The organism is uncultured Marinobacter sp., from assembly GCF_963974375.1.
GTDB lineage: Bacteria > Pseudomonadota > Gammaproteobacteria > Pseudomonadales > Oleiphilaceae > Marinobacter.
Genome location: NZ_CAXBDN010000011.1, coordinates 1 through 25,923, shown reverse-complemented (window position 1 = coordinate 25,923; position 25,923 = coordinate 1). Strand labels below are relative to the sequence as shown.

21 protein-coding genes are annotated in these 25,923 nt (G+C 59.9%); 8 read left to right on the top strand and 13 right to left on the bottom strand.

Features of this window, described 5'->3' with window-relative positions:
• Nucleotides 1–34 precede the first annotated feature (34 nt).
• The 4 genes from AAC035_RS01800 to AAC035_RS01785 form a co-directional block, all read right to left on the bottom strand.
• Entirely contained in the window at nucleotides 35–1,183 is a 1,149-nt protein-coding gene (locus tag AAC035_RS01800) for an acyl-CoA dehydrogenase (protein WP_339799424.1), read from the bottom strand.
• A 10-nt stretch (nucleotides 1,184–1,193) separates the two neighbouring features.
• A complete protein-coding gene (locus AAC035_RS01795) occupies nucleotides 1,194–2,381 on the bottom strand; it encodes an acyl-CoA dehydrogenase family protein (RefSeq protein WP_339799422.1) in 1,188 nt (395 codons plus the stop codon).
• Nucleotides 2,382–2,485: 104 nt separating this feature from the next.
• The gene (locus tag AAC035_RS01790) at nucleotides 2,486–3,667 is read right to left on the bottom strand and encodes an acetyl-CoA C-acyltransferase (protein WP_339799420.1); all 1,182 of its coding nucleotides are present in this window, start codon (nucleotides 3,665–3,667) and stop codon (nucleotides 2,486–2,488) included.
• A gap of 90 nt (nucleotides 3,668–3,757) precedes the next feature.
• A complete protein-coding gene (locus tag AAC035_RS01785; RefSeq protein WP_339799419.1) occupies nucleotides 3,758–5,851 on the bottom strand; it encodes a 3-hydroxyacyl-CoA dehydrogenase NAD-binding domain-containing protein in 2,094 nt (697 codons plus the stop codon).
• A 266-nt stretch (nucleotides 5,852–6,117) separates the two neighbouring features.
• On the opposite strand from AAC035_RS01785, the gene AAC035_RS01780 reads away from it, so the two are divergent.
• Nucleotides 6,118–6,726, top strand: coding sequence for a TetR/AcrR family transcriptional regulator (locus tag AAC035_RS01780; protein ID WP_339799416.1), 609 nt, complete (start codon nucleotides 6,118–6,120; stop codon nucleotides 6,724–6,726).
• Between the two features lie 21 nt (nucleotides 6,727–6,747).
• Here AAC035_RS01780 and AAC035_RS01775 read toward each other — a convergent pair whose 3' ends face one another.
• The 4 genes from AAC035_RS01775 to AAC035_RS01760 form a co-directional block, all read right to left on the bottom strand.
• Nucleotides 6,748–7,620, bottom strand: coding sequence for an alpha/beta hydrolase (locus tag AAC035_RS01775; RefSeq protein ID WP_339799414.1), 873 nt, complete (start codon nucleotides 7,618–7,620; stop codon nucleotides 6,748–6,750).
• A gap of 259 nt (nucleotides 7,621–7,879) precedes the next feature.
• Nucleotides 7,880–9,733, bottom strand: a complete 1,854-nt coding sequence (locus tag AAC035_RS01770) for a carbohydrate binding domain-containing protein (RefSeq protein WP_339799412.1) — start codon at nucleotides 9,731–9,733, stop codon at nucleotides 7,880–7,882.
• A gap of 83 nt (nucleotides 9,734–9,816) precedes the next feature.
• Nucleotides 9,817–10,146 (bottom strand): hypothetical protein, encoded by a 330-nt coding sequence (locus AAC035_RS01765; protein ID WP_339799410.1) that lies wholly within the window; start codon nucleotides 10,144–10,146, stop codon nucleotides 9,817–9,819.
• On the bottom strand, nucleotides 10,110–10,535 hold the full coding sequence (locus AAC035_RS01760; RefSeq protein WP_339799409.1) for a hypothetical protein: 426 nt from the start codon (nucleotides 10,533–10,535) through the stop codon (nucleotides 10,110–10,112). Before AAC035_RS01760 ends, AAC035_RS01765 begins: the two co-directional genes overlap by 37 nt.
• Before the next feature lie 248 nt (nucleotides 10,536–10,783).
• Here AAC035_RS01760 and AAC035_RS01755 point away from each other — a divergent pair, with 248 nt between their 5' ends.
• Nucleotides 10,784–11,476 (top strand): hypothetical protein, encoded by a 693-nt coding sequence (locus AAC035_RS01755; RefSeq protein ID WP_339799407.1) that lies wholly within the window; start codon nucleotides 10,784–10,786, stop codon nucleotides 11,474–11,476.
• Nucleotides 11,477–11,483: 7 nt separating this feature from the next.
• Here the strand turns inward: AAC035_RS01755 and AAC035_RS01750 are convergent, their stop codons facing one another.
• Nucleotides 11,484–12,386: a DMT family transporter gene (locus tag AAC035_RS01750; RefSeq protein WP_339799405.1), complete on the bottom strand. Its 903-nt coding sequence runs from the start codon at nucleotides 12,384–12,386 to the stop codon at nucleotides 11,484–11,486.
• Nucleotides 12,387–12,526: 140 nt separating this feature from the next.
• Here AAC035_RS01750 and AAC035_RS01745 point away from each other — a divergent pair, with 140 nt between their 5' ends.
• The gene (locus AAC035_RS01745; RefSeq protein WP_339799403.1) at nucleotides 12,527–13,489 is read left to right on the top strand and encodes a LysR family transcriptional regulator; all 963 of its coding nucleotides are present in this window, start codon (nucleotides 12,527–12,529) and stop codon (nucleotides 13,487–13,489) included.
• An 81-nt stretch (nucleotides 13,490–13,570) separates the two neighbouring features.
• On the top strand, nucleotides 13,571–14,245 hold the full coding sequence (locus AAC035_RS01740) for a histidine phosphatase family protein (protein WP_339799402.1): 675 nt from the start codon (nucleotides 13,571–13,573) through the stop codon (nucleotides 14,243–14,245).
• Between the two features lie 51 nt (nucleotides 14,246–14,296).
• Here AAC035_RS01740 and AAC035_RS01735 read toward each other — a convergent pair whose 3' ends face one another.
• Nucleotides 14,297–16,804, bottom strand: coding sequence for an acyl-CoA dehydrogenase (locus AAC035_RS01735; protein WP_339799401.1), 2,508 nt, complete (start codon nucleotides 16,802–16,804; stop codon nucleotides 14,297–14,299).
• Between the two features lie 288 nt (nucleotides 16,805–17,092).
• Between AAC035_RS01735 and AAC035_RS01730 the strand changes: the two genes are divergently transcribed.
• Entirely contained in the window at nucleotides 17,093–18,730 is a 1,638-nt protein-coding gene (locus AAC035_RS01730) for a methyl-accepting chemotaxis protein (RefSeq protein WP_339799399.1), read from the top strand.
• Here the strand turns inward: AAC035_RS01730 and ftsH are convergent.
• The gene (gene ftsH / locus AAC035_RS01725) at nucleotides 18,727–20,589 is read right to left on the bottom strand and encodes an ATP-dependent zinc metalloprotease FtsH (protein ID WP_339799442.1); all 1,863 of its coding nucleotides are present in this window, start codon (nucleotides 20,587–20,589) and stop codon (nucleotides 18,727–18,729) included. The two genes, AAC035_RS01730 and ftsH, sit on opposite strands and share 4 nt — an antisense overlap.
• Before the next feature lie 141 nt (nucleotides 20,590–20,730).
• A complete protein-coding gene (locus tag AAC035_RS01720) occupies nucleotides 20,731–21,618 on the bottom strand; it encodes an AEC family transporter (protein ID WP_339799397.1) in 888 nt (295 codons plus the stop codon).
• A gap of 208 nt (nucleotides 21,619–21,826) precedes the next feature.
• Between AAC035_RS01720 and ovoA the strand changes: the two genes are divergently transcribed.
• The 3 genes from ovoA to AAC035_RS01705 are packed head-to-tail and all read left to right on the top strand — an operon-like array spanning nucleotide 21,827 to nucleotide 25,134.
• On the top strand, nucleotides 21,827–23,692 hold the full coding sequence (gene ovoA / locus AAC035_RS01715) for a 5-histidylcysteine sulfoxide synthase (RefSeq protein WP_339799395.1): 1,866 nt from the start codon (nucleotides 21,827–21,829) through the stop codon (nucleotides 23,690–23,692).
• Nucleotides 23,693–23,728: 36 nt separating this feature from the next.
• Nucleotides 23,729–23,962 carry a hypothetical protein gene (locus AAC035_RS01710; protein ID WP_339799393.1) on the top strand — a complete coding sequence of 78 codons (234 nt, stop codon included), beginning with the start codon at nucleotides 23,729–23,731 and terminating at the stop codon, nucleotides 23,960–23,962.
• Nucleotides 23,944–25,134 (top strand): PatB family C-S lyase, encoded by a 1,191-nt coding sequence (locus tag AAC035_RS01705; protein WP_339799391.1) that lies wholly within the window; start codon nucleotides 23,944–23,946, stop codon nucleotides 25,132–25,134. Before AAC035_RS01710 ends, AAC035_RS01705 begins: the two co-directional genes overlap by 19 nt.
• Nucleotides 25,135–25,160: 26 nt before the next feature.
• On the opposite strand, the gene AAC035_RS01700 is transcribed toward AAC035_RS01705, so the two are convergent.
• Nucleotides 25,161–25,923: DMT family transporter (locus AAC035_RS01700; protein ID WP_339799389.1), on the bottom strand; the 763-nt coding region annotated here is incomplete at its 5' end.

The following is a 25,923-nucleotide window of genomic DNA, read 5'->3' as shown; positions in this document are numbered from 1 at the left end:
AGGAATAAGGTGAGCGCCCCTGAGGGCGCTCGTTTTACGCGGTTTTGGCCAGCAGCGTGTCGCTGATCCGGGTCAGGTGATAGTCGGAATCACCGAACTGCAGGTTGACCAGCGTCAGGCGCTTGAACAGGTGGGCGGCGAACATTTCGTCGGTCACGCCCATACCACCGTGCAGCTGCACGCCTTCCTGTCCGACATAGCGGGCGCCCTGACCGATCAGCAATTTGGCCTGGGAGATGGCTTCACGACGGGCATCGCGGTCATCGGAATCGGCGTAAGCCGCTGCCAGAATGGCCATGGAGCGACCCTGCTGGGCCTGGATAAACATGTCCGCCATACGGTGCTGCAACACCTGGAAGCGGGAGATGGGTATACCAAACTGTTTACGGGTCTGGGTGTATTCCAGGGTCGTTTCAGTCATGGCTTCCATGGCACCCACGGCTTCGGCGCAGACGGCGGCGGTGCCCAGGTCGATGGCTTTCTCGATGGCGGGAAAGGCCTGGTCGGCGGAACCGATCAGGGCATCACTGCCGACCTTCACATTACTCAGTTCCAGCTCTGCCGTGCGGAAGCCGTCGTGGGTCGCGAAGTCGGTGACTTTCACGCCGGCGGCGTTGGCATCCACCAGGAACAGGCTGATGCCATTTTCGTCACGGGCGTTGCCGCTGGTGCGTGCAGAGACCACCAGCTGATGGGCCTGACCACCGTGGATGACGGCGGTCTTGCTGCCGTTCAGCACGTAACTGCTGCCATCGGCCTTGGCCGTGGTGTTGACGTGGCTCAGGTTGTAACGGGCGCCGTGCTCATAGTGGGCCAGTGCCAGCAGCCGCTCGCCGCTGGCGATGGCTGGCAACACGTCGGCTTTCTGGGCGTCGGAGCCGGCATCACGGATCAGTCCGCCAGCCAGAACGACCGTTGCCAGGTAGGGTTCGGTCACCAGTGCGCGGCCGAAGGATTCCATTACCAGCATGGTGTCCTGGGCGTTACCGCCGAGGCCGTCGTTCTCCTCGGGGAAGGTGTAGGCCAGCAGGCCCATTTCTGCCAGCGCGTTCCAGGTAGCCTGATCGGTACCCTTGCCGGATTTGATGATGTCACGGCGCTTTTCAAAGGTGTACTCGTTGGCCAGGAAGCGGCTCAGCGAGTCCTTGAGCATTTGCTGTTCTTCAGTCAGGTCAAAGTTCATGGTTCGCTCCTTAAAGTCCCAGCACGAGTTTTGAGATAATGTTGCGCTGGATCTCGTTGGATCCGCCGAAAATCGACAGTTTACGCATGTTGAAGTACTCACCGGCGGCGGGAACCGCGTTCATGCTGCCCACCAGCGGGCCACTGTAGTCTGGCTCCAGTGCATCCGGGATGTGTGCAAGGGCATCCTGGCCGGTGGCTTCCATGGCCAGTTCGAACAGCTTCTGGCCGATCTCGGTGCCGCGGATCTTGAGGATCGAGGCTTCCGGGCCGGGGCCTGAGGAGTTGGTCAGCACCCGCAGTACGGTGATTTCCAGAGCGCGCAGCTCGGCGTCCAGCTGGGCCAGACGGTCGCGGAAACGGGGGTTCTCGATGATGGCCTTGCCGTCGTCCTGTTCTTCCCGGGCGATCTGCTTGAGGCGGCGCATCATGGTTTTCCACTGGCCAACGTTGGCCAGGCCGGTGCGCTCGTGACCCAGCAGATACTTGGCGTAGGTCCAGCCCTTGTCCTGCTCACCCACCAGGTTCTCAACCGGTACCTTGACGTTGTCGAAGAACACGTCGTTAATCTCGTGTTCGCCATCCAGCATGATGATGGGCTTCACGTCGATGCCCGGGGTCTTCATGTCGATCAGCAGGAAGGAAATGCCTTCCTGGGCCTTCACTTCGCTGTTGGTGCGAACCAGACAGAAAATCCAGTCACCGTACTGACCCAGAGTGGTCCAGGTTTTCTGGCCGTTGACCACGTAGTGGTCGCCTTCCAGTTTCGCCGTGGTGCGCAGTGAGGCCAGGTCAGATCCGGAGCCGGGCTCGGAATAACCCTGGGACCACCAGACCGTACCGTCGACAATGCCTGGCAGGTGCCGGTCTTTCTGCTCCTGGTTACCAAACTTCATGATCACCGGAGCCACCATGCGCAGACCGAAGTCCAGCTGGCGTGGTGCACCGGCCATGGCGCATTCTTCTTCGAAGATCAGCTGTTCCACTTCGCCCCAGCCGGTGCCGCCAAATTCTTTCGGCCAGGTGGAGGCGCCCCAGCCCTGCTTGTGCAGGATTTTCTGCCAGCGGACAGTCATGTCCTTGGTGTGACGGAGGCGTTTCTGCGTCCGCTCACTGATGTCGGCGGGCAGATTGTCCTTCAGGAACTGGCGGACTTCCTGGCGGAAAGCCTCCTGTTCCGGGGTGTAGTTCAGATCCATGGTTGTCTCTCTTGTCTTGTCAGTAACAACGGGGCGCGGCCAGTACGGGTCCGGTGGCGCCCCGGTTCAGCTATCTACAGATTGTGTTCGCAGTACAGATACGATCAGGCCACTTCAAACAGACCAGCGGCACCCATGCCGGTACCCACACACATGGTAACCACCACGTATTTCACGCCACGACGCTTGCCTTCGATCAGGGCATGGCCTACCAGACGGGAACCGGTGGTGCCGTAGGGATGACCCACGGCAATGGCACCGCCGTTGACGTTCAGGCGTTCCATGGGAATGCCCAGCTTGCGCTGGCAATACAGGACCTGCACCGCGAAGGCCTCGTTCAGTTCCCACAGGCCAATGTCGTCAACGGTCAGGCCGGCACGCTTCAGCAGTTTGGGAATGGCAAAGACCGGGCCGATACCCATTTCGTCGGGCTCACAGCCGGCGACGGCGAAGCCACGGAAAATGCCCAGGGGCTGCACGCCGCGCTGTTCCGCCAGCTTGCCATCCATCAGTACGCAGGCGGAGGCGCCGTCAGAAAACTGACTGGCGTTACCAGCGGTAACCACGCCGCCGTCCATGGCGGAACGGATCTTGGTGACCCCTTCAAGGTTGGTATCCGGGCGGATGCCTTCGTCCTGGGACACGGTCACTTCTTTGGTGCCGAGAGCGCCGGTAGCCTTGTCCGCCACACCCATGGTGGTGGTGATGGGCACGATCTCGTCGTCGAACTTGCCTTCTTCACGGCCTTTGGCAGCCAGCTGCTGGCTGCGTACACCGTATTCGTCCATGTCTTCTTTCTTGATGCCGTAACGCTGGGCCACGTTCTCGGCAGTCTGCAGCATGGACCAGTACAGCTCCGGCTTGTTCTTCATCAGCCAGGGCTCAACCATGTAGTTCTGGTTGACGGTGGCCTGTACGGTGGAGATGGACTCAACACCGCCGGCAACCATCACCGGTACCTTGTCCACCGCAATGTGCTGGGCGGCCATGGCGATGGCCTGCAGGCCTGATGAGCAGAAGCGGTTGATGGTGGCGCCAGCAACGGAAACCGGCAGGCCGGCGCGGATGGCACCCATGCGGGCTACATCGTTACCGGTGGAGCCTTCTGGCAGGGCACAACCCATCAGCACGTCTTCGATTTCGGCAGGGTCGACCTTGGCGCGTTCAACCGCGTGCTGGATGGCGTGGCCAGCCAGGGTGGCGCCGTGGGTCATGTTCAGGCCGCCGCGCCAGGACTTGGCCAGGGGCGTGCGGGCGGTGGATACGATGACAACATCATTAGACATAATCTTTCTCCTGTGTACCGGGGCGATTCAGGCCCCGGCAAGCAATTCGTGGGTTCCGGTGGCGACCAGAGTCAGGTTCAGCTTCCGCAATTACTGGTCGAAGCCACGGCCTTCCGCGGCACATTTGGCCAGCAGGGCCGCCGGTTCCCAGAAACCTTTCTGGCTGTGGGGGTTGTCGGCAAACGGTTCCATATCACGAACCACGTTGGCCAGACCGACCTGCTCGGCGTAATGCATGGGGCCACCACGGTAGATCGGGAAGCCATAGCCGGTCAGGTACACCATGTCGATGTCGGACGCGCGCTGGGCAATGCCTTCTTCCAGAAGACGGGCGCCCTCGTTCACCAGGGCGTAGACACAGCGCTGGACGATTTCCTGGTTGCTGATCTTGCGGGGGGTAATGCCCAGTTCCTTGCGGCATTCCTCTACCACCTTGTCCACTTCCGGATCGTGCAGGGCGGCGCGGTTGCCCGGCTCGTAGCGATAGTAGCCGGACCCGGTCTTCTGACCGAAGCGGCCCATCTCGCAGAGACGGTCGGCAATCAGGTTCTTCTTCATGCCCGGGTTTTCCGCGTACAGACGCTTGCGGATGGCCCAGCCAATGTCGCCACCGGCGAGGTCGGCCATGCGCAGCGGACCCATGGCAAAACCGAATTTCTCGATGGCCTTGTCGATCTGCTGCACGCTGGCGCCTTCTTCCAGCATGATCAGCGCTTCACGGGAGTACTGGTTGATCATGCGGTTGCCGATAAAGCCGTCACAAACACCGGAGACCACGGCGGTCTTCTTGATGGTCTTGGCCAGCTTCATGCTGGTGGCCAGCACATCCTTGGCGGTCTTGTCGCCGCGAACCACTTCCAGCAGCTTCATGATATTGGCCGGGCTGAAGAAGTGCAGGCCTACCACGTCCTCGGGACGCCTGGTGAAGCTGGCGATCTTGTTGAGATCGAGAGTGGAGGTGTTGGACGCCAGAATGGCGCCTGGCTTGCAGACTTCGTCCAGTTTCTTGAACACCTGCTCCTTGACGCCCATCTCCTCGAACACCGCCTCAATCACCAGGTCAGCGTCCTTCAGATCATCATAGCTCAGGGATGGTGTCAGCAGTGCCATCCGGGCCTTGGCCTTGTCTTCGGTCATGCGGCCTTTCTTCACCTGGCCTTCAAACACCTTGCGAACTGCTTCCATACCACGGTCAAGGCCTTCCTGCTTCATCTCGACCAGGGTCACCGGAATGCCGGCGTTGAGGAAGTTTATGGAAATACCGGTACCCATGGTGCCAGCGCCGATCATGCCGATGGACTTGATGTCGCGGGTGGGGGTATCCGCGGGCACATCAGCGATCTTGCTGGTCTTGCGCTCGGCAAAGAAGGCGTGGCGCAGGGCGGCGGACTCAGAGGTCTGCATCAGCTGCTGGATGCCGGCTTTTTCCACTTTCATGCCTTCGTCGAAAGGCAGGCGCACCGCCGCTTCAACGGCTTCCAGGCACTTCAGCGGCGCCGGGTAGTTCTTGGCCACTGCACCAATGGTGTTGCGGGCAAACATGAAGAAGCCATCGGGGTTCGGGTGCTTGGCTTTCAGGTCGCGCACTTTCTTCAGCGGCATCTTGTCAGCAACAACCTTGCGGGCAAAAGCCTGGGCGGCTTCCATCAGATCGCCGTCGACCACTTCGTCCAGCAGCGGAGTGCCCTGGAATTGTTTGGCCGGTACCACGGCGCCGGAGACGATCATGTTCAGGGCGTGTTCAACGCCGATGACCCGGGGCAGGCGCTGGGTACCACCGGCACCCGGCAGGATGCCCAGCTTCACTTCTGGCAGGGCCAGAGTGGCATCGGGCCTGACAATCCGGTAATGACAACCCAGAGCCAGCTCCAGACCACCACCCATGCAGTTGCCACTGATCGCGGCAATAACCGGCTTTTTGGCGGTTTCGAGGTAGTGAATCACGGTGGTCAGGATGGGTTCCTGAAACACCTTGGGAGTACCAAACTCGGTAATGTCGGCGCCACCGGAGAAGGCACGGTCGGAACCGGTCAGCACGATGGCCTCAATGGCGCTGTCCTGCTCGGCTTTCTTGATGCCTTCAACAATCCCGCGGCGCAGTTCCAGGCCAAGACCGTTTACCGGTGGGTTGTCCATGCGGATAACGGCCAGGTTGCCGTTGGTTTCGTAGTGTGCGGTGCTCATGTTTTGCTGGCTCCTTGTCGGATTACTCACGTCCCTGTTCAAGCCCGGCCTGTGGCAGGTTGCTACCGCAGAAGGGTTTGCATGGACGTCTGGAAATACGGAAATAATTTCCCATACACTGGTGTCTGGAGAGTCCGTACAGTAATGTATGTTGTCTGTCGGGGTCAATGGCTGGACACGATCCACCTGGTATTCGGCCCCCGATTCATGACCCGGTAATTCTGAAAAGGGTCCTGCATTCATATGACGATCAAGTAAGAGCGCCCATGGCTGTCACCCTTCAAAAAGCCCGTAAAACCCCCGGGAAGCCGCAGCTCACCCGCGACGACTGGCTGGATGCCGCCGCCGGTGAAGTGGCCTCCGGTGGTTTTGGCAATCTGCGGGTACTTACCCTTGCGAAAAAGATCGGCGTTACCCGGGGCAGCTTCTACTGGCATTTCCGCGACCATGAGGATCTGGTTACCCGCTTTCTTGATCGCTGGCGGGACCGACGTTTCGTGGAACTGGATTACATGAAGCCGAAAGGTGACGATCCGGAGCAGGAGCTGCACCAGATCCTGCAGCTGCTGCTGACTGATGCTTCCCGTAACGTCCGGCGCTTGCAGGTGGAGCTGGCAGTTCGGGATTTCGCCCGCCGCAATGAATACGCCGCAAAGCTGGTGGCCGAGGTGGACAGGGCCCGGGTCGAGCAGAACAAACTGCTGTTCCGTAATCTGGGCGCTGAAGAGGAACGGGTTGAAGACCTGGCCACCCTGATGTACGTGGCGACCGTGGGCTCACAGGTGGTACTGACCGGTCGCCAGGGCAACGAAGACGCGATTCGCCGGATTGAGCAGCTGGTGGCCCGGGTAGCCCTGGGGCAGCGGCCCGACTGAGGCTGCCCCGGGACACCGGAATCAGTGACCGGTGTCGAAGAAGTTGTTCATGTGTCCCGCCACTTCTTCGGGCTTTTCCTCCTGCAGGAAATGCCCGGCATCTACCTGCTCCACACGAATGTCCTCAAAACACTCTTCAATCCGGTTCAGGTATTCCGGAATGATGACTTTGTCCTTGTTGCCGTAGATGTACAGCGAGGGGATCTTCCAGACATGGCCGCTCAGGCTGGCCCAGCGTTTGGCGTCGTCGTGAAACGCGCGGTAGTAGCTGGCGCCGGCACCGGGTGTGCCGGGAATGCTGTACATGCGGATGTACTCGGCGATGGCGTCCTCAGGCATCGGCGCGACAACGCCCGTGAGGAAAAACCGCAGCCAGACATCCTCGTTGCCGGGGATCATAGCTTCAGCCATGCCCGGAGCCTGCTGGAAGTGCTGGTACCAGTACGCCTTGCCGCTGCCGGAGCGTACCTTGGCCATGACTTCCTGGTTACCCTTGAGATTGTTGATGATGGCGATGTTCATGATCACCATCTTTCTGACCCGGTCGGGGATTGCCAGTGCCACTTCCTGGGCGACGACGCCACCCCAGTCGTGCCCCACCAGCTGGAAATCGGTGATACCCAGCTCATCCAGCATGGAGACTACGTCGTTCGCCAGCTCCTGCTTCAGGTAGTGCTGCTGGCCTTCGGTACGTTCACTGTCGCCCAGGCCCCGCAAGTCCGGCGCGATAACGCGCAGACCGGGTTTCAGATAGGCTCCCAGGTGCTCCCAGCAATAGGAGCTTTCAGGCCAGCCGTGGATCATTACCAGGGGAGTACCGTTGGCATCGCCGCCTTCACGGTAAGTGAAGTGGCCACGGGGGGTGGCAAGTGGTTTGGGTGCGCTCAGAAACATGAAGATCTCCCGTTCTTGTTGTTGGCATTATTCGTGATGGTTGGTAGGGGCGACGGCTGGTCATCCGGCCCCCGGAATCAGGTTGCATAATGAAACCTAACCCTAACATGGATTTTTCTGGTGTCCAGTTTCAGTGAACACACGGGCTCTGCGCCCGGATTATTTCAGGCATAAAAAAGCCCGGCCTGAAGCCGGGCAAATGCACTGTTGATTCCCGGAAGCATCAGCAGTGCGCCGGTAACCCTATTTCACAGCGGAATTAACGACCCAGCCGGAAATTGTCGATCACCATTCGGCTGGAGGGATCAGCCCCCATCACATGCAAGCGGATCTGGCTGACCGGGCCATTATTGTCGAGGCTGAAGCCGGCGCTGATAGTATTCCAGCTGCCGGTCGCGATGGTGTCACCGCCCAGGCGCTGCCACTTGCCGCCATCGTTATCCACGAACCATGCCCACAATTCGGCCTTGTCGGAGGCGAGACGACGATTCTGCAGCAGCACATCCACGGAAACCGTGTAGCTTTCGCCCGGCACTACATAGCCATTGGCTTCGAAACCGGGACCGGAGTAGATGCTGTTGCGGAAGGTGGATACCAGTCCGAAGTTGCCATCGCTGGCGGCGCTGCGGCTGCGATACACCCAGGTGCTCATGTAACCGGCCCAGCCGTTACCGCCGTTTTCGAAGCTTTCTTCGACCAGTACAGAAGGCTCGTTATCCGGCTCCGGTGCGTCAGAGACTTTCACCAGTTTGATTTCGTCGGCCACAAAGTCAGTGCCGGCCGCGGGTCCGTTGATCAGCAGCCGGGCGCTGCGCAGGGCGCCTTCGCTTTCAACTGTGAAGGTCTGGTCATAACCGCTGAGTTCATTACCGGTCACCGACAGTGCCGGAAGATTCTGGTAACGGGTGCCGGCATTGTCGGTCAGTTGCAGGGTCATGCGCACCGAGTCCCGGCTGGCGTTTCCGGACAGGCCCAGGCGGGCGGTGATCCGGTACTCGGCGCCGGGCTCAAGACCACCCTGAATATCCTGAATCGGGCCAGCGTAGTAGGCCCGGCGATCGGTAACCTGCAGGCGGTTGTCACGGCCACAGCTGGTGACCACGGTGACTGTGTCCAGATTGCCGGCGTTCATGAAATTGGACCAGGGTGACAGGTCGTTGAAATCGCTGCCGGCAAGCAGGTTGTTTTCTTTCAGGTCGGGTTTGTCGCAGACCGGCAGGTCACTGCCATTCCCGCCGCCGTTACCACCATCATTGCCGGGATCGCCACCACCGCCGGGGTTGCCGCCGGTGTCACCGCCGCCACCGGGATTGCCACCGTTGTCGCCATCGTCCGGTTCGTCATCAATCACCACCGTGGGCATGAAGCTGGAAACCTGGCTGGCCAGTCGGTTCAGGGCGGTCGACGCGTCGGCGCCATCGGCCCGGTTGGTGGGCGAGCCGCAGGGCAACCCGTTACAGCGATTCAGTACGGGGTTCGAGAATTCCTGCAGGTGGTTACGGGTGTTGTAGGACTGAGGGTAAGCCATCACGGTGCTGAAGGATCCTGAAACCCCGTGGCCCCGGCCCCAGGGAAACACGCCGCCGGGGCTGTTCTGCACGAAGGAGTGCCCCAGGGACATGTTGTGGCCCAGTTCGTGAGGAAAGGTCACGTAACCGCAGCTCACACCAACTGCGCTGAAGCCATAGGCTGACGCGCTTGAATGGAAACGACCCGTGCTTTCATTTCCGCCGGGCTGATAACCGATGCCGCAGATGCCGGACGTGGGCATGTTGACCAGAACTACAAGATCGGCCCCGTATTGCTGGCGCAACTGGTTCACGGACCGGTCGGTACGGAACGCGGCCAGGGTGTCGCCGTCGGTATAACGGAACCGGCTGTCGGTGGGCAGGGCACCTACCAGGCGCAGTTCCATGCCGATCTGGCTGTTACGGTAGGCCTGGTTGCTGTATTCGATATAGGAGGCAATACGGGCGTCAATATCCTGGCCGGTACGGGTGGTGGTGGCTTCTTCGGTGTACAGAATCAGGACGTCTATCTGTTCCGCTGCCAGTGTCAGTGGAGCCGTTGTGGCCAGTGTCAGGCCGGCAAGCCATTTCATGGTGGTGTTCATGGTGTCGTTCCCTGATGGGTCTTGATTGAGAGGAGCCACTCCATTGCTGCTCCCGGTTCTGGTGTTAAAGCGTTGGTCCGGTATCAGTTCACCGGTGTCGGGGGCTCCTGTTCAATGCCAGGTACCGGAATCATGTCGTCGTGGCGCTGGCGGGCCAGAATGTCCCGTTCATCGGTCAGCAGGGCCTCGCCGGTGGTGTTGTCGATCACCGTTGAGTAGACCCCTTCCCGGGTACTCACCACCACGTAGGTGGCACGCTCGCCACGGGTGATGATGACGTTGTCATTGTCATGACCTTCCATCACCGGTCCCCGAAAAACCTGAACGTTATCAAGCTGATTGTGGGTGCTTTCAATGCGGGCAGTCAGAGGCTGATTCAGGTCGGGAATATCGATGACCAGGTGCTGGCCCACATGAAGACTTTCCAGAGATCCGGGATCCGCCTGCAGGCGGTCGCCGGAAAGCCGTCGGCTTCTGTTTCGGCGTCTTCAGTTACTTGCTGCCACAAACTGATAGCGGTGGGACGGGGTTGATCGCTGCCTTGAATTGGCGGCGGTACATCCGCTGCCTGCTCTGAGCTGGCAGCGGTATCGCCGGTAAGGGCGCCAGCGGCAGCCGGGGGAGTCTGCTGCCCCGGGGCTGTTACGGTCTGGCGTTCGGTGGTACCCGATGCGGCAGGCTCACTGGCATCGCCGGTTCTGGGGATGCCGCCATCGGCGGGCGGCTGGGCCGGGCTGAACAGCAGCCAGAGCACCAGCGTGATGATGGCAACGCCAATAGCAAAGGCGAAGGTACGTGACATAGAGAGCTCCTGCAGTAGTACGGATGTCATCCTTGGTGTTGCGGGGACCATTTTGCGTCTGGTCCGTCATCGGGCCTATCACCTGAAAGGCCAAATTGTTCAAAATGCGACCGGGGTCATACAAGTACGGCGATCTGTGAAGGCGGCAGTTGTATAACAAAAACAGCGGGTTAAAATCGGGGGCCAAGGTCACGGAAAGTCTGCGGAAAAAGGAAGTACCGGTGACCGCCCAGAGAAAGGAGCTCGCGATGAAACCCCTGATTACTTTGACTGCGCTGTCTGTCCTGTCTTCAGTCTTGTTGCTGTCATCCCCAGCCTTCGCCGATGTGCAGGCTGTCATCGAACATTCCCGCGGTACCAGCGTGGAGGTCAGCTATCGTGATGAGGGCCACGTCAAGGTGGGTAACCCGGAAGAGGCTCTTTATTACCTGACCAGTGATGGCAAGCCCTATGTGGTGATGGCGGCCGCCAATGGCGACAAACGTTTCGCCATGAATATGCAGGAGTTCCTTAGTCGTAGCAGCAGCGGTAACGGGGTGGAGGTGCCAGGCAAGGTCGATATGAACGGTGTGCACGCCACCCCGCTGGATCGCACCGAGGACATTGGTGGTATCACCGGCAAGGTCTACCGTGTTGAGGATTTCGGCCATAGCTGGGAGCTGGTGGTAACCGATGATGCCACAGTAGCCGGCGTAACCCGGGCCATCTACAGTGCCGAGATCCGCATGGCACACATGGCCAGTCAGCCCATGGGGGCGGAGCCGCTTGCAAAGGAGCTGAAGCTGGCGGAGTCACTGGGCAGTCCCGGCATTCTGCGGGGTCAGCTCTACACTCTGAAGTCACTGCAGCCGGCGGAGGCGCAGGCAGACGATAACTACCAGCTGGCAAAGGAAATCCTGGTGGTCAGGGACTGGCAGGAGATGATGGACTCCTACCACTGACCACCAGTCAGCTTTCCGGACTGTGGTATTTGCTGTCCACCAGCGGGTGGTTCTGTACCGCTGGCCGTTTCCGGTGCTGGTTGAGCCCGATCATGATCAGCGGCACGACAATCATGGTGCTGCCCACCACAAACCAGATATCCGGGATCTCGTTGAACCAGATCCAGCCGATGGCGATAGCCCACACCAGGCCAGTGTATTCCGCGCTGGTCACCTGCCCTGCATCCACGTGCTTGTAGGCCATCAGTACCGCCACGTTATAACCCAGAATAAACACCGCAGAACCCAGGGCGTGTCCTGCAATGGTCCAGGTCCAGGTTGCGCCCTCCCACAAGGCCAGGGCCAGGGTCGCCGGCAGCATCAGACCGTAATTGAGGAACAGCTTGTGAACGGTTGACTGACTCTTGGGCAGCTTGCGCACCAGTACAGCACTGGTAGCCAGGGCTGCGGCAGCACCGAGTGCGGCGATGGCTCCCCAGCCCAGTTCAACCGGTCGCAGAATGACCACCACGCCGGCGAATCCGCTGAATACGGCCAGTACGCTGAGCGGCGTCAACCGTTCCCGGAACAGCAGGACCGACAGCAGCATCACAATGACCGGGGCCACGTAGAACACCGCATTGGCGGTGGCCAGGGGCAGTGTGGTCAGAGCCACCACCATGCACAGCACACCGATCATGTGGATATGGGCTCGCAGAGCATGAATGCCCAGACCCTCAAAGGGCCGCGAACGATCCACCATTCCCAGCAGCGGTAGCAACAGCACCAGGGTGAGGGCGCTGCGCACAAAGGTAAACTGGAATACAGGGGCGCCCGGTTCCATCAGCTTGATGAAAATATCCGACACAATGGCCAGGGCATTGCCGATGATCAGCAAAAGAATGGCGCTGTTGACGGTTTTACCGGACATAACACTCGGGCTCGGTCTGATGGATGGGAATGGATTTCTGAACGGCTTGCCAGGACTTCGAATTGCCAGGAGGGCAGTGTATGGTGGCTCCTTGATCCGATAAAATGATATTTACCGGTTAAGTATGAGATTTTTAGATAATGAATCTTCCACCCCTGAAAGCCCTGCCCGTATTTGAAGCGGTTGCCCGCCTCAACAGCTTCTCGAAAGCGGCCATTTCCCTGAATGTCAGTCAGAGTGCGGTCAGCCATCAGATCAAACTGCTGGAAACCTATCTGGGTGAGCAGCTATTTCACCGGACCGGCCGCAACCTGGCGCTCACCGGTGAGGGCAGGATATACCTTGAAAGCATTACCTCCGCGTTGCTGCAGATCGAGCGGGCCACCGGCCAGTTGCTGGGCCAGCAGGAGTCCAGCCTGCGGCTGGCCCTGTTCAGCTCTTTTGGTGTGCGCTGGCTGGTGCCCCGGTTGCCGGATTTGCACCGCCACTACCCGGAACTGGACGTGTCACTGGAGATGACCAGTGATCAGCCAGTACTGTCAGAACGGGTTGCGGATGCCTTTATCACCATCAACACCGATTCAGCGGCGTTCAGCTACGATCTGCTCTATCAGGAGCGGCTGTTCCCGGTCTGCAGTCGCCAGTACTGGCATGACTTGTGTCGCCGGCAGAACCTGGATCCGGAAACCGATGTCATAGCGTTGGAGGTGCTGCTGGGCTGCCCGCTGCTGTCCACGTTCAGCATCTTCAACCGCACCAGCGGCGACTGGTCGGCCTGGTTACAGGCGGCAGGGCAAGCATTACCGGAAGGCCTTCGCATTCAGCATTTCAGTCATATGCTGCTGGCACTGGAGGCGGCCCGTTATCATCAGGGGATTACCCTGACCAATGATTACATGATGAGCAACCAGGCGGATGCCGAGCAGTTTGTTCGGCTGCCCTGCCACAGCCTGATTACCGGCGACAGCTTCTTTTTCGCGTTCAAGACCAGTCGGCGCCAGGAACCCGGAATCCGGGTGCTGCGTCGCTGGTTGGTGGCGCAGGCGGTTGCCAGTGGTTTGCGGGGCCCCCAGGCCGTGGCTATGGCGGACTCCGGACTGTGAGATGCGTCACAGGAGGCTGGTCAATTGCCGTCTTCTGGGGCAGGATGTGCGATCTGCAGTAGCAAGAACAAAAGGTAACCCATGGCTAAGTTATTCATAGTAAGACACGGTCAGGCCTCATTCGGCCAGGCCAATTACGATCAGCTGTCGGAGCTGGGCTGGCAACAGGCGCGCTGGCTGGGCGAGTATTTCGCGGAGCGTGAACTGAACGTTCACCGGATTGTGGCGGGTTCCCTGTGCCGTCAGCAGGACACGGCCCGGGGTATCCTCGAAGGCATGAGCTCCACGGACACGGACATCGACACTCACGCCGGCCTTAACGAGTACGACGGCGAGATGATGTACAAGGCCTTCACCGGCCGCGGCGACCAGCACGTCCACCAGAAGGCGGATTTCAAGGATTACTGGCGCACGTTCCGTTCCGCCTACGAGGCCTGGATTGAAGACCAGCTCGAAGACGTGACAGAAACCTGGTCAGACTTCGGGGGCCGCGTTGACAGTGCCTTCGATTTTGCGCTGGAAGGCGCCGGCCGCGACGATGCTGTGCTGGTGGTGACGTCCGGCGGGGTTATTGGCAGCGCCATGACCACCCTGTTTCAGGGGCCACAGACCGGTGCCATCCACCTGAATTTCCAGTGTCGCAACACGTCCTTCAGCGAAGTGATTGTTGGCAGCAGTGCCCGCCGGGTACTGAGCTTCAACAGTGTGCCTCACCTGGATCAGTCCGGTCGGCGCCACGCCCTGACCCACGTCTGAACCCGGACCTGAACCGGGGAGTCCGCTGCTGCGGTCTCCCCCGGCCGGTGTTCAGTCGTCTTCCCGGGCCGGCCGCTCGACCACCTTGCGTTTGCCCTTGGCGGCCCGGGACAGGGCCTTGAGGCCTTCGCTGTCAAAGGCATCTACCCGGATCACATCGTACAGGGCGGTCAGTGCCTCCAGCAGCTTGTCGCACTCTTCCGCTTTGATCACCCCTTCCTTGCAGGCCCAGTCCACCAGTTCCTTGCGCTGATGACCCATCAGCAGGGCAATGCCGTCGACTTCATCCTCATTGCGGTTGCGAACCGCTTCATGCAGGCGCTGGCGTAGCTCCCGGGTTTCGTTGGCCAGACGGTAGGCATTGAGCACCCGGCCCATGGCGTCGTCTTCTCGGGTATTGATATAGGCACCCCGACTGATGCGCAGTCGCAGCGGCGTATCTTTCACAATGGTGGCCGCGACGATAGCGCCGAGCTTGTCATCGGGGCCATTGAGGCCTGTGGCCCCCAGCGGGAACACCAGTATCCGCAGCGGCCAGCGCAGGGCGGTAACCGGAAAGTTGATGATGGCTGCCCGCATGGCTTGCTGCAGATCACGCAGGGACGATTCCAGACACCATTCCACCAGCGGCCGCTGCTCTTCCGGGTAACCCTCTTCATGCCACTGCTTGATCACCGCTGAGGCATAGTAGAGATGCACCAGACAGTCCGCCATGCGTCCGGACAGGCGCTGGCGAGCCTTCAGACCACCACCGATGGTCAGCAGGGTGACGTCTGTCATCAGTGCAAAGGCAGCGGAGAAACGGGACAGCTGACGGTAGTAGCCCTGTATCTTGCCCTGACGCGGGGCCGGCTCGATCAGTCCGAAGGTCAGCCCCAGCAGCGTGGACCGCAGGGCATTGCGGGTGGTGTGGGCGATGTGCCGATAAAAGGTCTGATCAAACTTGTCGACGGCAGCCCGTTGATCTTCCATGCCGGCGGCCTCAATCTCATCCACAATATAGGGATGACAGCGAATGGCGCCCTGACCAAAGATCATCAGGCTGCGGGTCAGGATATTGGCACCTTCCACTGTGATCCCGATCGGTACCGCCTGATAGGCCCGCGCCATGAAGTTGCGGGGACCGGTGATGACACCCCGGCCGGCCACCACGTCCATGGAGTGATTGATGACTTCGCGCATCAGGTCGGTGTTGCGGTACTTGAGCACCGCCGAGGGCACCGAAGGCCGCACCCCACGGTCCAGCATGCCGGCGGTAAGCAGGCGCGCGGCGTCCATCATCCAGGTATAGCCGGCGATGGGCTCAAGGGCCTCCTGGACGCCTTCAAACTGACTGATGGAACGGCCGAACTGTTCCCGCACCAGCGCGTAGGAACCAGTGGTCAGACTGGCCACCTTGCCGGCACCGGTGCCGAGGGCGGGCAGGGAAATGGAGCGTCCGATGGAAAGACACTCCAGCAGCATCTTCCAGCCTTTACCCAGCATTTCCTGGCCACCGATAACCTGCGCCATGGGGATAAACACGTCGTTGCCCCAGGTGGGTCCGTTCATGAACACGGTATTCATCGGCAGGTGGCGGGCGCCGGCGTTCACCCCCTCGGTTTCCCGGGGCACCATTACACAGGTCACGCCGATGTCGTCATTGTCGCCCAGCAGCTGATCCGGGTCGTAGACCTTGATGGCGAGGCCGATCAGGGTGGCCACCGGCGCCAGGGTGATATAGCGCTTGTTCCAGGTCACCTTCAGACCGAGGACTTCCTCTCCGTTCCACTGACCCTTGCAGACAATGCCCTTGTCGGGAATGGCACCGGCGTCGGAACCGGCAATGGGCGAAGTCAGGGCAAAGCAGGGGATCTCGTCGCCGCCGGCCAGCCGCGGCAGGTAGTGTGCTTTCTGTTCGTCGGTGCCGTATTCCATCAGCAGCTCACCAGGGCCGAGGGAGTTGGGTACCATAACGGTCACGGCGGCTGACACACTGCGGGTGGAAATCTTCATGACAATTTCGGAGTGGGCGGTGTGGGAGAAGCCTTTGCCGCCCTGGTCCTTCGGAATCATAAGTCCGAAGAAGCCGTTTTCGCGGATGTACTTCCAGACCTTGTCCGGCAGATCGTAGTGTTCGTGGGTGATTTTCCAGTCATCCAGCATGTCGCAGAGCTTGTCGACAGGGCCGTCCAGAAACGCCTGTTCCTCACTGGTCAGGTGCGCAGGCTTTGCCTTGTGCAGAGTTGCCCAGTCCGGCTGTCCGGAAAACAGCTCGCCATCCCAGTCCACCGTGCCGGACTTGAGTGCTTCCGATTCGGTGGCAGACAGGGTTGGCAGACGCCCCCGTACCCAGCCCAGCAGAGGTTTGCTGAGACGATCCCGGCGCAGCTCACCACCGTGCAGCATGATCAGGCTCAGGGCCAGCAAACCACCGCCGAACAGTATGCTCAGAACATGCCAGCCATCCTGGGACATGCCCGCCAGGGTGGCCAGCACCAGCACCACCGTGGCCACCGTGCCACTCAGACCAAGATAGATCAGTGCCAGCGCGCTGATCACCAGAAACAGAACACTCATGGGCAGACCTCCATATCGGACACACAAACGGGGAAATACAGTTACTTACCTTGGGTCAAAGTCCTGAAGGTTGCAAGTCGTTCCAAGAGGTTATAACCGCCGGTATCAGCGCTGGCAGACAGCCGGAAGCTGATGGGAGGGCACCGGAATGCGCCGTGATGCAGCTGGTTTGTTGTTGTTTCGTAACGACAATGTGAGGGCCAGTTAAATCTTACAAATGATTGATCCGCTTTATGACTTTTCGCGAACTACTGGTACTCATAACAGATACTGTGCCGGAGACTAACAATGTTTCAACGACTGACTGTCGCCATGCGCCTTGGGCTGGGGTTCGGCCTGCTGCTGGCCATGATGGTTCTGATGAGCCTGATTGGCAATTATCAGGTGGGCTTCATCGATCGCACCCTGCTGGAGGTCCGGGAAGGAGCCTCCGTGAAGCAACGGCATGCCATCAACTTCCGCGGCAGTGTCCACGATCGTGCCATTGCAATTCGCGATGCGGTGCTGGTGCGTCAGCCGGCAGATCTCAACCAACACCTGAGAAACGTGGAGCGCCTGGACCGGTTCTATCAGGACTCGGCCAGAGCCATGGACAATCTGTTTGCCAGCACCAAACCTACCCGCGAAGAGCAGACTCAGCTGGCGGCTATCAAAGCGATTGAGCAGCGCACACTGGATCTGACCGACCGGCTGATGGAATTGCGCCAGAGCGGCGACACGGAACAGGCCCGGATTTTCCTGCTGACGGAAGTCTCCGGAGCCTACAGTGAATGGCTGGGGAGCAGAAACGCCTTTATTGATCATCAGGAGGAGCTCATTGCGGCGGATATTGATCGGGTACAGGCGGCCGCCGGTGGCTTCCAGGCGCTGATTTTCACGGTAACCGGATTTGCCCTGCTGATCAGCGTTGTGGTGACACTGCTGATTATCCGCAACCTGAAATCGACCCTTGGAGCAGAGCCGGAAGCCGTGGCCAATGCCATCCGTCGGATGTCCGATGGTGAGCTGAATCAGAACATTCAGACCCGCTATCCGAACAGTGTGATGGGGCACCTCAAAGAAACCTCCGAACGTCTGGCCGCAACCATGGGCCGGGTACGGCAAGCAGCCGACGATCTGGCTGGTGCCTCTGCCGAATTGCTGGAAACCGCCGGCAACAACAGCAAGCAGGTACGGCTGCAGTCCAGAGAGGCGGAGCAGATGGCGACGGCGATCAATGAAATGGCCGCCACCGTCAACGAAGTGTCCGGATTTGCCTCACATGCGGCGTCGGCCACCCGAACCGCAGATCAGGAAGTGGAAACCGGTGACCGGGTCGTGCAGGAAACCGCATCAGCCATTAACGAGCTGGCGGACGTGCTGGAAAACACTGCCATCACGGTACATCAGGTCAGCCAGGACAGCGCTGACATCGAATCCATCATCGTGGTCATCAACTCCATTGCCGACCAGACCAACCTGTTGGCTCTGAACGCGGCCATTGAGGCGGCACGGGCTGGCACTCACGGACGTGGTTTTGCGGTGGTGGCGGATGAAGTGCGTTCGCTGGCGACCCGTACCCAGGATTCGACTCGTGAAATCCAGGAGATGATCGGCAAGCTGCAAACCGGTGCCGGCAAAGCCGCCTCGGCCATGGAAGCCAGTCGTGAGCGGGCCCGACAGACCGTGGCGCAGACCGGCCACGCCCAGGAAGCCCTGGCCAGAATCCGTCGTGAGGTGGGCGCCATCAACGACATGAATGCCCAGATTGCCAGTGCCGCCGAACAGCAAAGTTCTGTGGCAGAAGAAGTAAACCAGAATATCAGCCGCATTCACGATGCTACCGTTGAGACAGCGGCGGGGTCCGAGCAGGTGAAAAGTTCCAGTCAGGAGCTTGCCGCCCTGGCAGAACTGCTCAACGGCGAGGTGCGGTTTTTCAGAGTTTAGGTGTTTATGGCCTGAGCTTCCCGTAGCAGCGCCTGCAACCGCTCGCCACTGAGGACTTCCTCGGCCAGCAGTTGCGTGGCGCCTCTGCCAAGGGTGTCCCGGTTCTTCTCCAGAATCTCTGTAGCCCGGTTGAACGCCTGGTCAATCAGCGCTCGTATGGCGCTGTCGATCTGCTCGGCGGTAGCTTCACTGTAATTATGGCTCTGGTCCATGAACCGGTTCGGCATCAGGCCGTTACCGGATTTTTCATAGGTGACCTGGCCCAGACCCTGGTCCATACCAAAGCGCACCACCATGTCCCGGGCAATGTCGGTGGCTCGCTCAAGGTCATCCGCTGCGCCGGTGGACAGGGAGTTGAAGATCATTCGTTCGGCCGCCCGGCCACCCAGCAGGACTGCCATGCGGTTACGCAGCTCTTCTTCGGAGAGCAGGAAGCGATCTTCTGTCGGGCGTTGCAGGGTATAGCCCAGGGCGCTGATGCCCCGGGGAATGATTGATACCTTCTGGACCGGGTCCATGTCCGGCAGGCTCATGGCCACCAGGGCGTGGCCCAGTTCATGGTAGGCCACCGTTTCACGTTCTTTCGGGCGCAGAATGCGATTCTTCTTCTCAAGCCCGGCAATCAGTCTTTCGATGGCGGCGTTGAAGTCATCCAGGGTCACCTCATCGGCGTTCCGGCGGGTAGCCAGCAGGGCGGCTTCGTTTACCAGGTTGGCGAGATCGGCGCCGGTAAAGCCGGGCGTCAGGGCGGCAACCTGGTCCACGTCGAGATGTTTCTCAAGGGTGATCTTGCGCAGGTGAACCTTGAGGATCTGGGCGCGGCCAATGCGATCGGGGCGGTCTACCAGCACCTGACGATCGAAACGACCGGCACGCAGCAGCGCCGGGTCCAGGATTTCCGGGCGATTGGTGGCCGCCAGCAACACCAGACCGCTGCTGGGATCAAAGCCGTCCAGTTCAACCAGTAACTGGTTGAGGGTATGTTCTTTCTCGTCATTGGCCATCATCGGGTTGGCTCCCCGGGCCCGGCCAAGAGCATCCAGCTCATCAATAAAGATGATGGCCGGGGCCAGTTGCCGGGCCTGGGCGAACAGATCCCGCACCCGGGCGGCACCCACCCCCACGAACATTTCCACAAACTCGGAGCCACTGATGGACAGAAAGGGCACTGCGGCCTGGCCGGCCACAGCCCGGGCCATCAGGGTTTTGCCGGTTCCGGGCGGGCCCACCAGCAGAATACCCTTGGGTACGTGGGCGCCAAGCCGGCTGTAACGTTCCGGTTCCCGCAGGAAATCCACCACCTCCTGCAGTTCGGCCTTGGCTTCGTCGACCCCGGCCACATCATCAAAAGTGACCCTGGTGTCCTGTTCCAGATAGATCTTGGCCTTGCTCTTGCCAATGGACATCATACTGCTGCTGCCACCGCCCATGCCCATGCGCCGGAACAGGAATATCCAAACCACAATCAGGAGCCCGAAGGGCAGCAGCCAGGACAGCAGGGAGGTTAACCAGGTGCTCTCCCGGGTACCGCTGTAGTCAATGCCGGCAGCCTGCAGGTCAGTGGTCAGGGTCGGATCCTCGACACGGACCACCCGGAACGAGACCGGTCCGCTGCTGTTCTGCAGTTGTCGTGCCCGCTCATCGGAAAGATAAGGGCGCAGGGCAGCGAAGGGCACCTTGCCCCGGATGAGGTCGGCAGAAACGGTCAGTTCCTGCAATTCTCCGGCGGCCACCAGCTGACGAAATTCGCTGTAGCGCAGGGTTTCCGTTGAGCTGGCGCCAAACCAGTTCTGCACCGCGAACAGCACCAGCAAGGCAACGACGAAATACCACACCGAGAATTGCTGGCGCTTGTCCATGGAGACACCGGCCATAGAAACTTCCTTTTCAGTCAGGACAACGTTATGTGTGCCCTGGATTCTACCGGTTTCAGATGACCCTGGAGGGTGATTCGTATCAAGAGATGGTAGTTTGGCTCTGCCATGTTTTCGCGATCGGCGTCAGATATAACCCGCCGCAAACACCAGGCCCAGCACAATGGGCATCACCACCAGACTGCCCAGATTGCTGATCAGCACCAGCGAGGCCACCTTGTGTGGCTCCTGCTGATACTGTTCGGCCACCATGTAGTTGAGTACCGCCGGTGGCAGCGCCGCAAATACCCAGAGGCAGGCAATCTGCAGGCCCGGCAGCTCGAGCCAGAAGATCAGCGGCCAGGCCAGAATCACACCGCTCAGGGGACAGGCCACGGCACCCAGCAGTCCCAGTTTCCAGTCGCTGAAATCCACATCCAGCATCCGTACCCCGAGGGCGAACAGCATCAGTGGAATACAGATACCACCAAGCATGTTGAGGCTTTCCATCAGCCACACCGGCAGCACAATACCGCCCAGGTTGACGGACAGCCCGGCGATGGTGGCCAGCACCACCGGCACCCGCAACCGCCGCAGAATGGAGGTGTGCGGGTCCAGCATGTACAGACCCACCGAGAAGTGAAGGATCATCTCCACGATGAACAGCACCACGGCAGCGGGCAGGGCGGCCTCGCCGAAGGCCAGCACCATCAGCGGTATACCCATGTTGCCGGAGTTGTTGAACATCATTGGTGGCAGGAAGGTTTTCAGATTGAGCTTGAGCACCACCGCCAGCGGCCACAGCAACAGCCCGGAACCCAGCACAATGATGGTTCCGGCGAGGGCCAGATGGGCATAGTCCTGCAGCGGCGCCTGCTGGTCGGCCAGCACCGCAAACACCAGCATGGGTACGAACAGCTCCATGTTAAGGGTGTTCAGGCCCTGGATATCCGGACTGCGGAAGCGGCCATACAATGCGCCGCATCCGGCAATCAGGAACACCGGCAGCAGGGTGGCGATGATCTGGCCAATCATGAAAACTCCGACAACGAACGCAGCAACGGGTTGATTACGGTCATTAAAACCTGACGCACAGCGGCTATACTCAGGCTTTTACTGATAGGTAGGGTGGCAAGTGTAATCGTTGCCAGCGCAGGCGTCACTGAGACATGTGGCTGACAAGTCCGAATCTGTCTTTAAGCAGTATCAGTATTTATCAATGGATTTACAGAGAGTTTTCGTTATGACCAGTGTTGCAACTGCTCCGAAACAGGGTACTCGTTTGTTTGAACGCACGCCGGATCTGTCCTCCGGTAATGGGGATGCCAAGCGAGCGGAAATCCGGCAGTACTTCCTGAGCACGTGGGAGAGGTACGAGTCTCTGTTCAATACTCTGGCAGCAGACGAAGCCTGGTTCGAGAAATCCATACCCCTGCGGCATCCGCTGATCTTTTACTTCGGTCATACCGCGACGTTTTTTATCAACAAGCTGGTACTGGCAAAGTTGTTACCTGAGCGGGTGAATCCCCGTATGGAGTCCACCTTTGCGGTGGGGGTCGATGAAATGAGCTGGGATGATCTCAACGACGATCATTACGACTGGCCTGCCATCGAAGAGGTGCGGGTGTACCGCAATCAGGTCCGCGCTGCGGTGCTGAATCTGATTGATACTTTACCCATGTCCTTGCCCATTAACTGGCAGAGTCCCTGGTGGCCGATTGTCATGGGTATCGAGCACGAGCGGATTCACCTGGAAACCTCGTCGGTGCTGATACGCCAGCATCCGGTGTCCTGGGTCCGGCCGGACCCACAGTGGCAACCCTGTCGACTCATCGGAGAAGCGCCGGTCAATGAGCTGGTCCCGGTGGCGGAAGGTGAGGTGGAACTGGGCAAGTCCTTCGATGCGCCTTACTACGGCTGGGACAATGAATATGGTCATCAGCGCACCAACGTCAGCGGTTTTGAGGCCAGCCGCTACCTGGCCAGTAACGCCGAATTCCTGGAGTTTGTGGAAGCCGGCGGTTACCAGGACGATGCCCTGTGGGAAGCCGAGGGGCTGTCCTGGCGGAATTTTGCAGAAGCCCGCCACCCCACCTTCTGGGTCTGGCACAACGAATGGTATCTGCGGTTAATGACTGAAGAAGTGGAGATGCCCTGGGACTGGCCGGTGGAGGTCAATTACCACGAGGCCAAGGCCTTCTGTAATTGGAAGGCGAAGCAGACCGGCAAGATGGTGCGGCTGCCAACCGAGGTGGAATGGTATCGTCTTTACGACGAAGCCGGTGTTGCCGAAGTGCCCCATGACGCACCCGCCAGGGCCAACCTGCACCTGGATCACTGGGCTTCATCCTGCCCGGTGACCCGCTATCGTCACGGCGAGTTCTACGATGTGGTGGGCAATGTCTGGCAATGGGTAGAGACGCCCACATACCCCCTTGACGGTTTTGATGTCCATGAGCTTTATGATGATTTCACCACACCGACCTTTGATAACCAGCATAACCTGATCAAAGGGGGTTCCTGGATTTCCTGTGGCAACGAAACTCTGCGAAGTGCCCGTTATGCCTTCCGTCGTCACTTCTTTCAGCACGCCGGTTTTCGCTATGTCATATCGGATGCCGAAGTGGTACCGCCGGCGACCCAGTATGAAACCGACAAGGTGCTGTCGGAATACGCCGAGTTCCACTACGGCGATGAATGGCTGGGTGTGGCCAATTATCCGAAAGCCATCGCAGATCTGGCAGTAACTGCCATGGGCGATCGGCCCATGGGGGCAGCCCTGGACATTGGTTGTGCTTCCGGGCGCTCGGTGTTCGAGCTGGCCCGTCATTTTGATCAGGTGACGGGTGTCGATTTCTCGGCCCGCTTTATTGGCCAGGGTGTCACCATGGCGGAGCAAGGCACTTTGCGTTACACCGCCATCGAGGAAGCGGAGCTGGTGGGCTACCGGACCCGGAATCTGTCGGATCTCGGGTTGGAAGCTGTCGCCGGCAAAGTGGCCTTCTGGCAGGGGGACGCCTGCAACCTGAAACCGGTATTCAGCGGTTACGATCTGGTACTGGCCAGTAATCTGCTGGATCGCCTCTACAACCCACGGCGCTTTCTGTAGGAAATCCACAACCGCATCCATGGTGGTGGTCTGCTGGTGATTGCCTCGCCACACACCTGGTTGGAGGAACATACCCCCAGGGCAGAGTGGCTGGGCGGCTTCAAGAAGGACGGCGAGAACTATTCTACGATGGATGCGCTTCATGATTTGCTGAGTGAGCATTTCACAGCCGTAGGTACTCCGGTTAAGCTGCCCTTTGTGATTCGTGAAACCGCGAACAAATACCAGCACAACTTTACCGAGGTAACGATTTGGGAGCGCAAGACCTGAGTAGCCCGTTTGATGAGGTGTTCTCGCGAGAGAACACCGGTTCCGTCAAATTTGATGCCCGCAAGGCGGTGTTTGGCCGGGAGGACGTGATTCCGCTGTGGGTGGCGGACACCGATTTTGCGGCGCCGGAGGCGGTGACTCAGGCTCTGGTACAGCGCGCGCAGCACCCCGCCTATGGCTATTCCCTGTTTCCGGACGGGCTTTATCAGTCTCTGATTGACTGGTTCCGGGCCAGGCACAACTGGACCATCGACAGGGCCTCGATCCAGATGGCTCCCGGCGTGGTGCCCACCCTGCACGCCGCAGCCATGGCGTATGCGGCGGAGGGCGAAGGGATCATCATCCAGCCGCCAGTGTACCCGCCGTTCTTCAGCAGTATCCGCAAGACCGGCCGCCGGGTAGTGGAAAATCCGCTAAAGGTTCGGGATGGTCGATACGTCATGGATCTGGAGCATCTGGAGCAGTGCGCCAGCCAGCCGGATGTCAGGGTGCTGTTCCTGTGTTCACCCCATAACCCGGTGGGTCGGGTGTGGCGCGTTGAGGAACTTGAGGGGGTATTGGACATTGCCCGCCGCCATCAGATTGTGGTCATCTCCGATGAAATACACGCGGATCTGGGCTTCAGCGACAGGTTGCCTCACACCATGCTGGATACCCTGGCGCGGCCGGACGATCCGCTGCTGACCACGGTGGCACCCAGCAAGACCTTTAACATCCCCGGCATGGGCCTGTCCCGCCGCAAGGACTTGCTGGCGGAGCTGCGCCGGGTGTTTGACACCGCCGATATGGTCCACTGCAATCCGTTCAGTGCGGCGGCCTTCGAGGCCGGCTATCGTGACGGCGGCCCCTGGCTGGATGCCATGATGGCCTATGTGCAGAGCAACCGGGACCGGACCATGGCCTTTGTGGCGGAGCGAATCCCCCGCCTGGGAATCACGGATCCGGATGGAACCTATCTGCTGTGGTTCGACTGCCGTGGTCTGGGACTTTCAGACGGTGATTTGAAACGGTTTTTCGTGGAGCAGGCCGGCGTCGGCCTCAATCCGGGTATCAGTTTCGGTGAACCCGGCCAGGGCTTCATGCGCCTGAATCTGGGCTCGTCCTGGTCGGTGCTTGAGCTGGCGTTGAGCCAGATCGAAGCGGCGGTTCGCTCGCTGCCATCCGCTACCTGACATTCGCCTGTTGAGTTAACCCGGATTCAGCGTTCACCCGCAGGCCCTGCTGGCACCGGCGGATTGCGGGTGGTCAGATACAGCCCCGCCAGAATCAGCAAGCCCCCGGCCAGGTGATACCAGGCCAGTCGCTCGCCCAGGAACAGCCAGGCCAGCACAGCGGCGAATACCGGCGTCAGATACATGAACATGGCAGACCGGGCGGGACCTACCTTCAGAACACCGTGATTCCAGCAGGCGTAAGCCAGAATGCCCGGAAAAATGGCCACATAGAGCAGCGGTGGTACGGACGACGGCTTCAGCACAAAACCACCGGAGAAAAACAGCAGATCGATCAGGTATACCGGCGCCAGCAGTAATGTGCCCATGGCAATCTGGGTGGTCAGAAAGGTCAGGCTGTCCAGCGGTAGCGACTGGCGCCGCAGCAGCACCGAGAAAATCCCCCAGGAGGCTACCGCAGCCACCATGATCAGATCGCCCACTGCAAACGACAGTCCGGTCAGGCGCTCCAGTGTGCCCTGGCCTATCACCATCAGCATGCCCGCCAGCGCCACCGCAATGCCGACCGCCTGAATGGGTCGGGTTTTTTCGGCCAGCAGAACCCAGGCCAGTAGCGCCACCATGATGGGAATGGTGGAATTGATCAGGGCGATATTGATGGCGGTGGTGGTGAGCGCTGCCATATACAGCAGGCTGTTGAATGCGGTAACGCTGAACAGTGACAGTACCAGAATGGAGCGCCAGTGCTGGCGCACCAGCGGCCATTGCCGGCGCACGCCGGGCAGGCCA

Coding starts and splice junctions, on each gene's coding strand:
- AAC035_RS01775 (WP_339799414.1), bottom strand. CDS start 7,620: ATGTTTCTGAGCGCACCCAAACCACTTGCCACCCCCCGTGGCCACTTC.
- AAC035_RS01760 (WP_339799409.1), bottom strand. CDS start 10,535: ATGTCACGTACCTTCGCCTTTGCTATTGGCGTTGCCATCATCACGCTG.
- AAC035_RS01770 (WP_339799412.1), bottom strand. CDS start 9,733: ATGAACACCACCATGAAATGGCTTGCCGGCCTGACACTGGCCACAACG.
- AAC035_RS01755 (WP_339799407.1), top strand. CDS start 10,784: ATGAAACCCCTGATTACTTTGACTGCGCTGTCTGTCCTGTCTTCAGTC.
- AAC035_RS01730 (WP_339799399.1), top strand. CDS start 17,093: ATGTTTCAACGACTGACTGTCGCCATGCGCCTTGGGCTGGGGTTCGGC.
- AAC035_RS01800 (WP_339799424.1), bottom strand. CDS start 1,183: ATGAACTTTGACCTGACTGAAGAACAGCAAATGCTCAAGGACTCGCTG.
- AAC035_RS01750 (WP_339799405.1), bottom strand. CDS start 12,386: ATGTCCGGTAAAACCGTCAACAGCGCCATTCTTTTGCTGATCATCGGC.
- AAC035_RS01735 (WP_339799401.1), bottom strand. CDS start 16,804: ATGAGTGTTCTGTTTCTGGTGATCAGCGCGCTGGCACTGATCTATCTT.
- AAC035_RS01785 (WP_339799419.1), bottom strand. CDS start 5,851: ATGAGCACCGCACACTACGAAACCAACGGCAACCTGGCCGTTATCCGC.
- AAC035_RS01720 (WP_339799397.1), bottom strand. CDS start 21,618: ATGATTGGCCAGATCATCGCCACCCTGCTGCCGGTGTTCCTGATTGCC.
- AAC035_RS01745 (WP_339799403.1), top strand. CDS start 12,527: ATGAATCTTCCACCCCTGAAAGCCCTGCCCGTATTTGAAGCGGTTGCC.
- AAC035_RS01780 (WP_339799416.1), top strand. CDS start 6,118: ATGGCTGTCACCCTTCAAAAAGCCCGTAAAACCCCCGGGAAGCCGCAG.
- ovoA (WP_339799395.1), top strand. CDS start 21,827: ATGACCAGTGTTGCAACTGCTCCGAAACAGGGTACTCGTTTGTTTGAA.
- AAC035_RS01795 (WP_339799422.1), bottom strand. CDS start 2,381: ATGGATCTGAACTACACCCCGGAACAGGAGGCTTTCCGCCAGGAAGTC.
- AAC035_RS01790 (WP_339799420.1), bottom strand. CDS start 3,667: ATGTCTAATGATGTTGTCATCGTATCCACCGCCCGCACGCCCCTGGCC.
- AAC035_RS01740 (WP_339799402.1), top strand. CDS start 13,571: ATGGCTAAGTTATTCATAGTAAGACACGGTCAGGCCTCATTCGGCCAG.
- ftsH (WP_339799442.1), bottom strand. CDS start 20,589: ATGGACAAGCGCCAGCAATTCTCGGTGTGGTATTTCGTCGTTGCCTTG.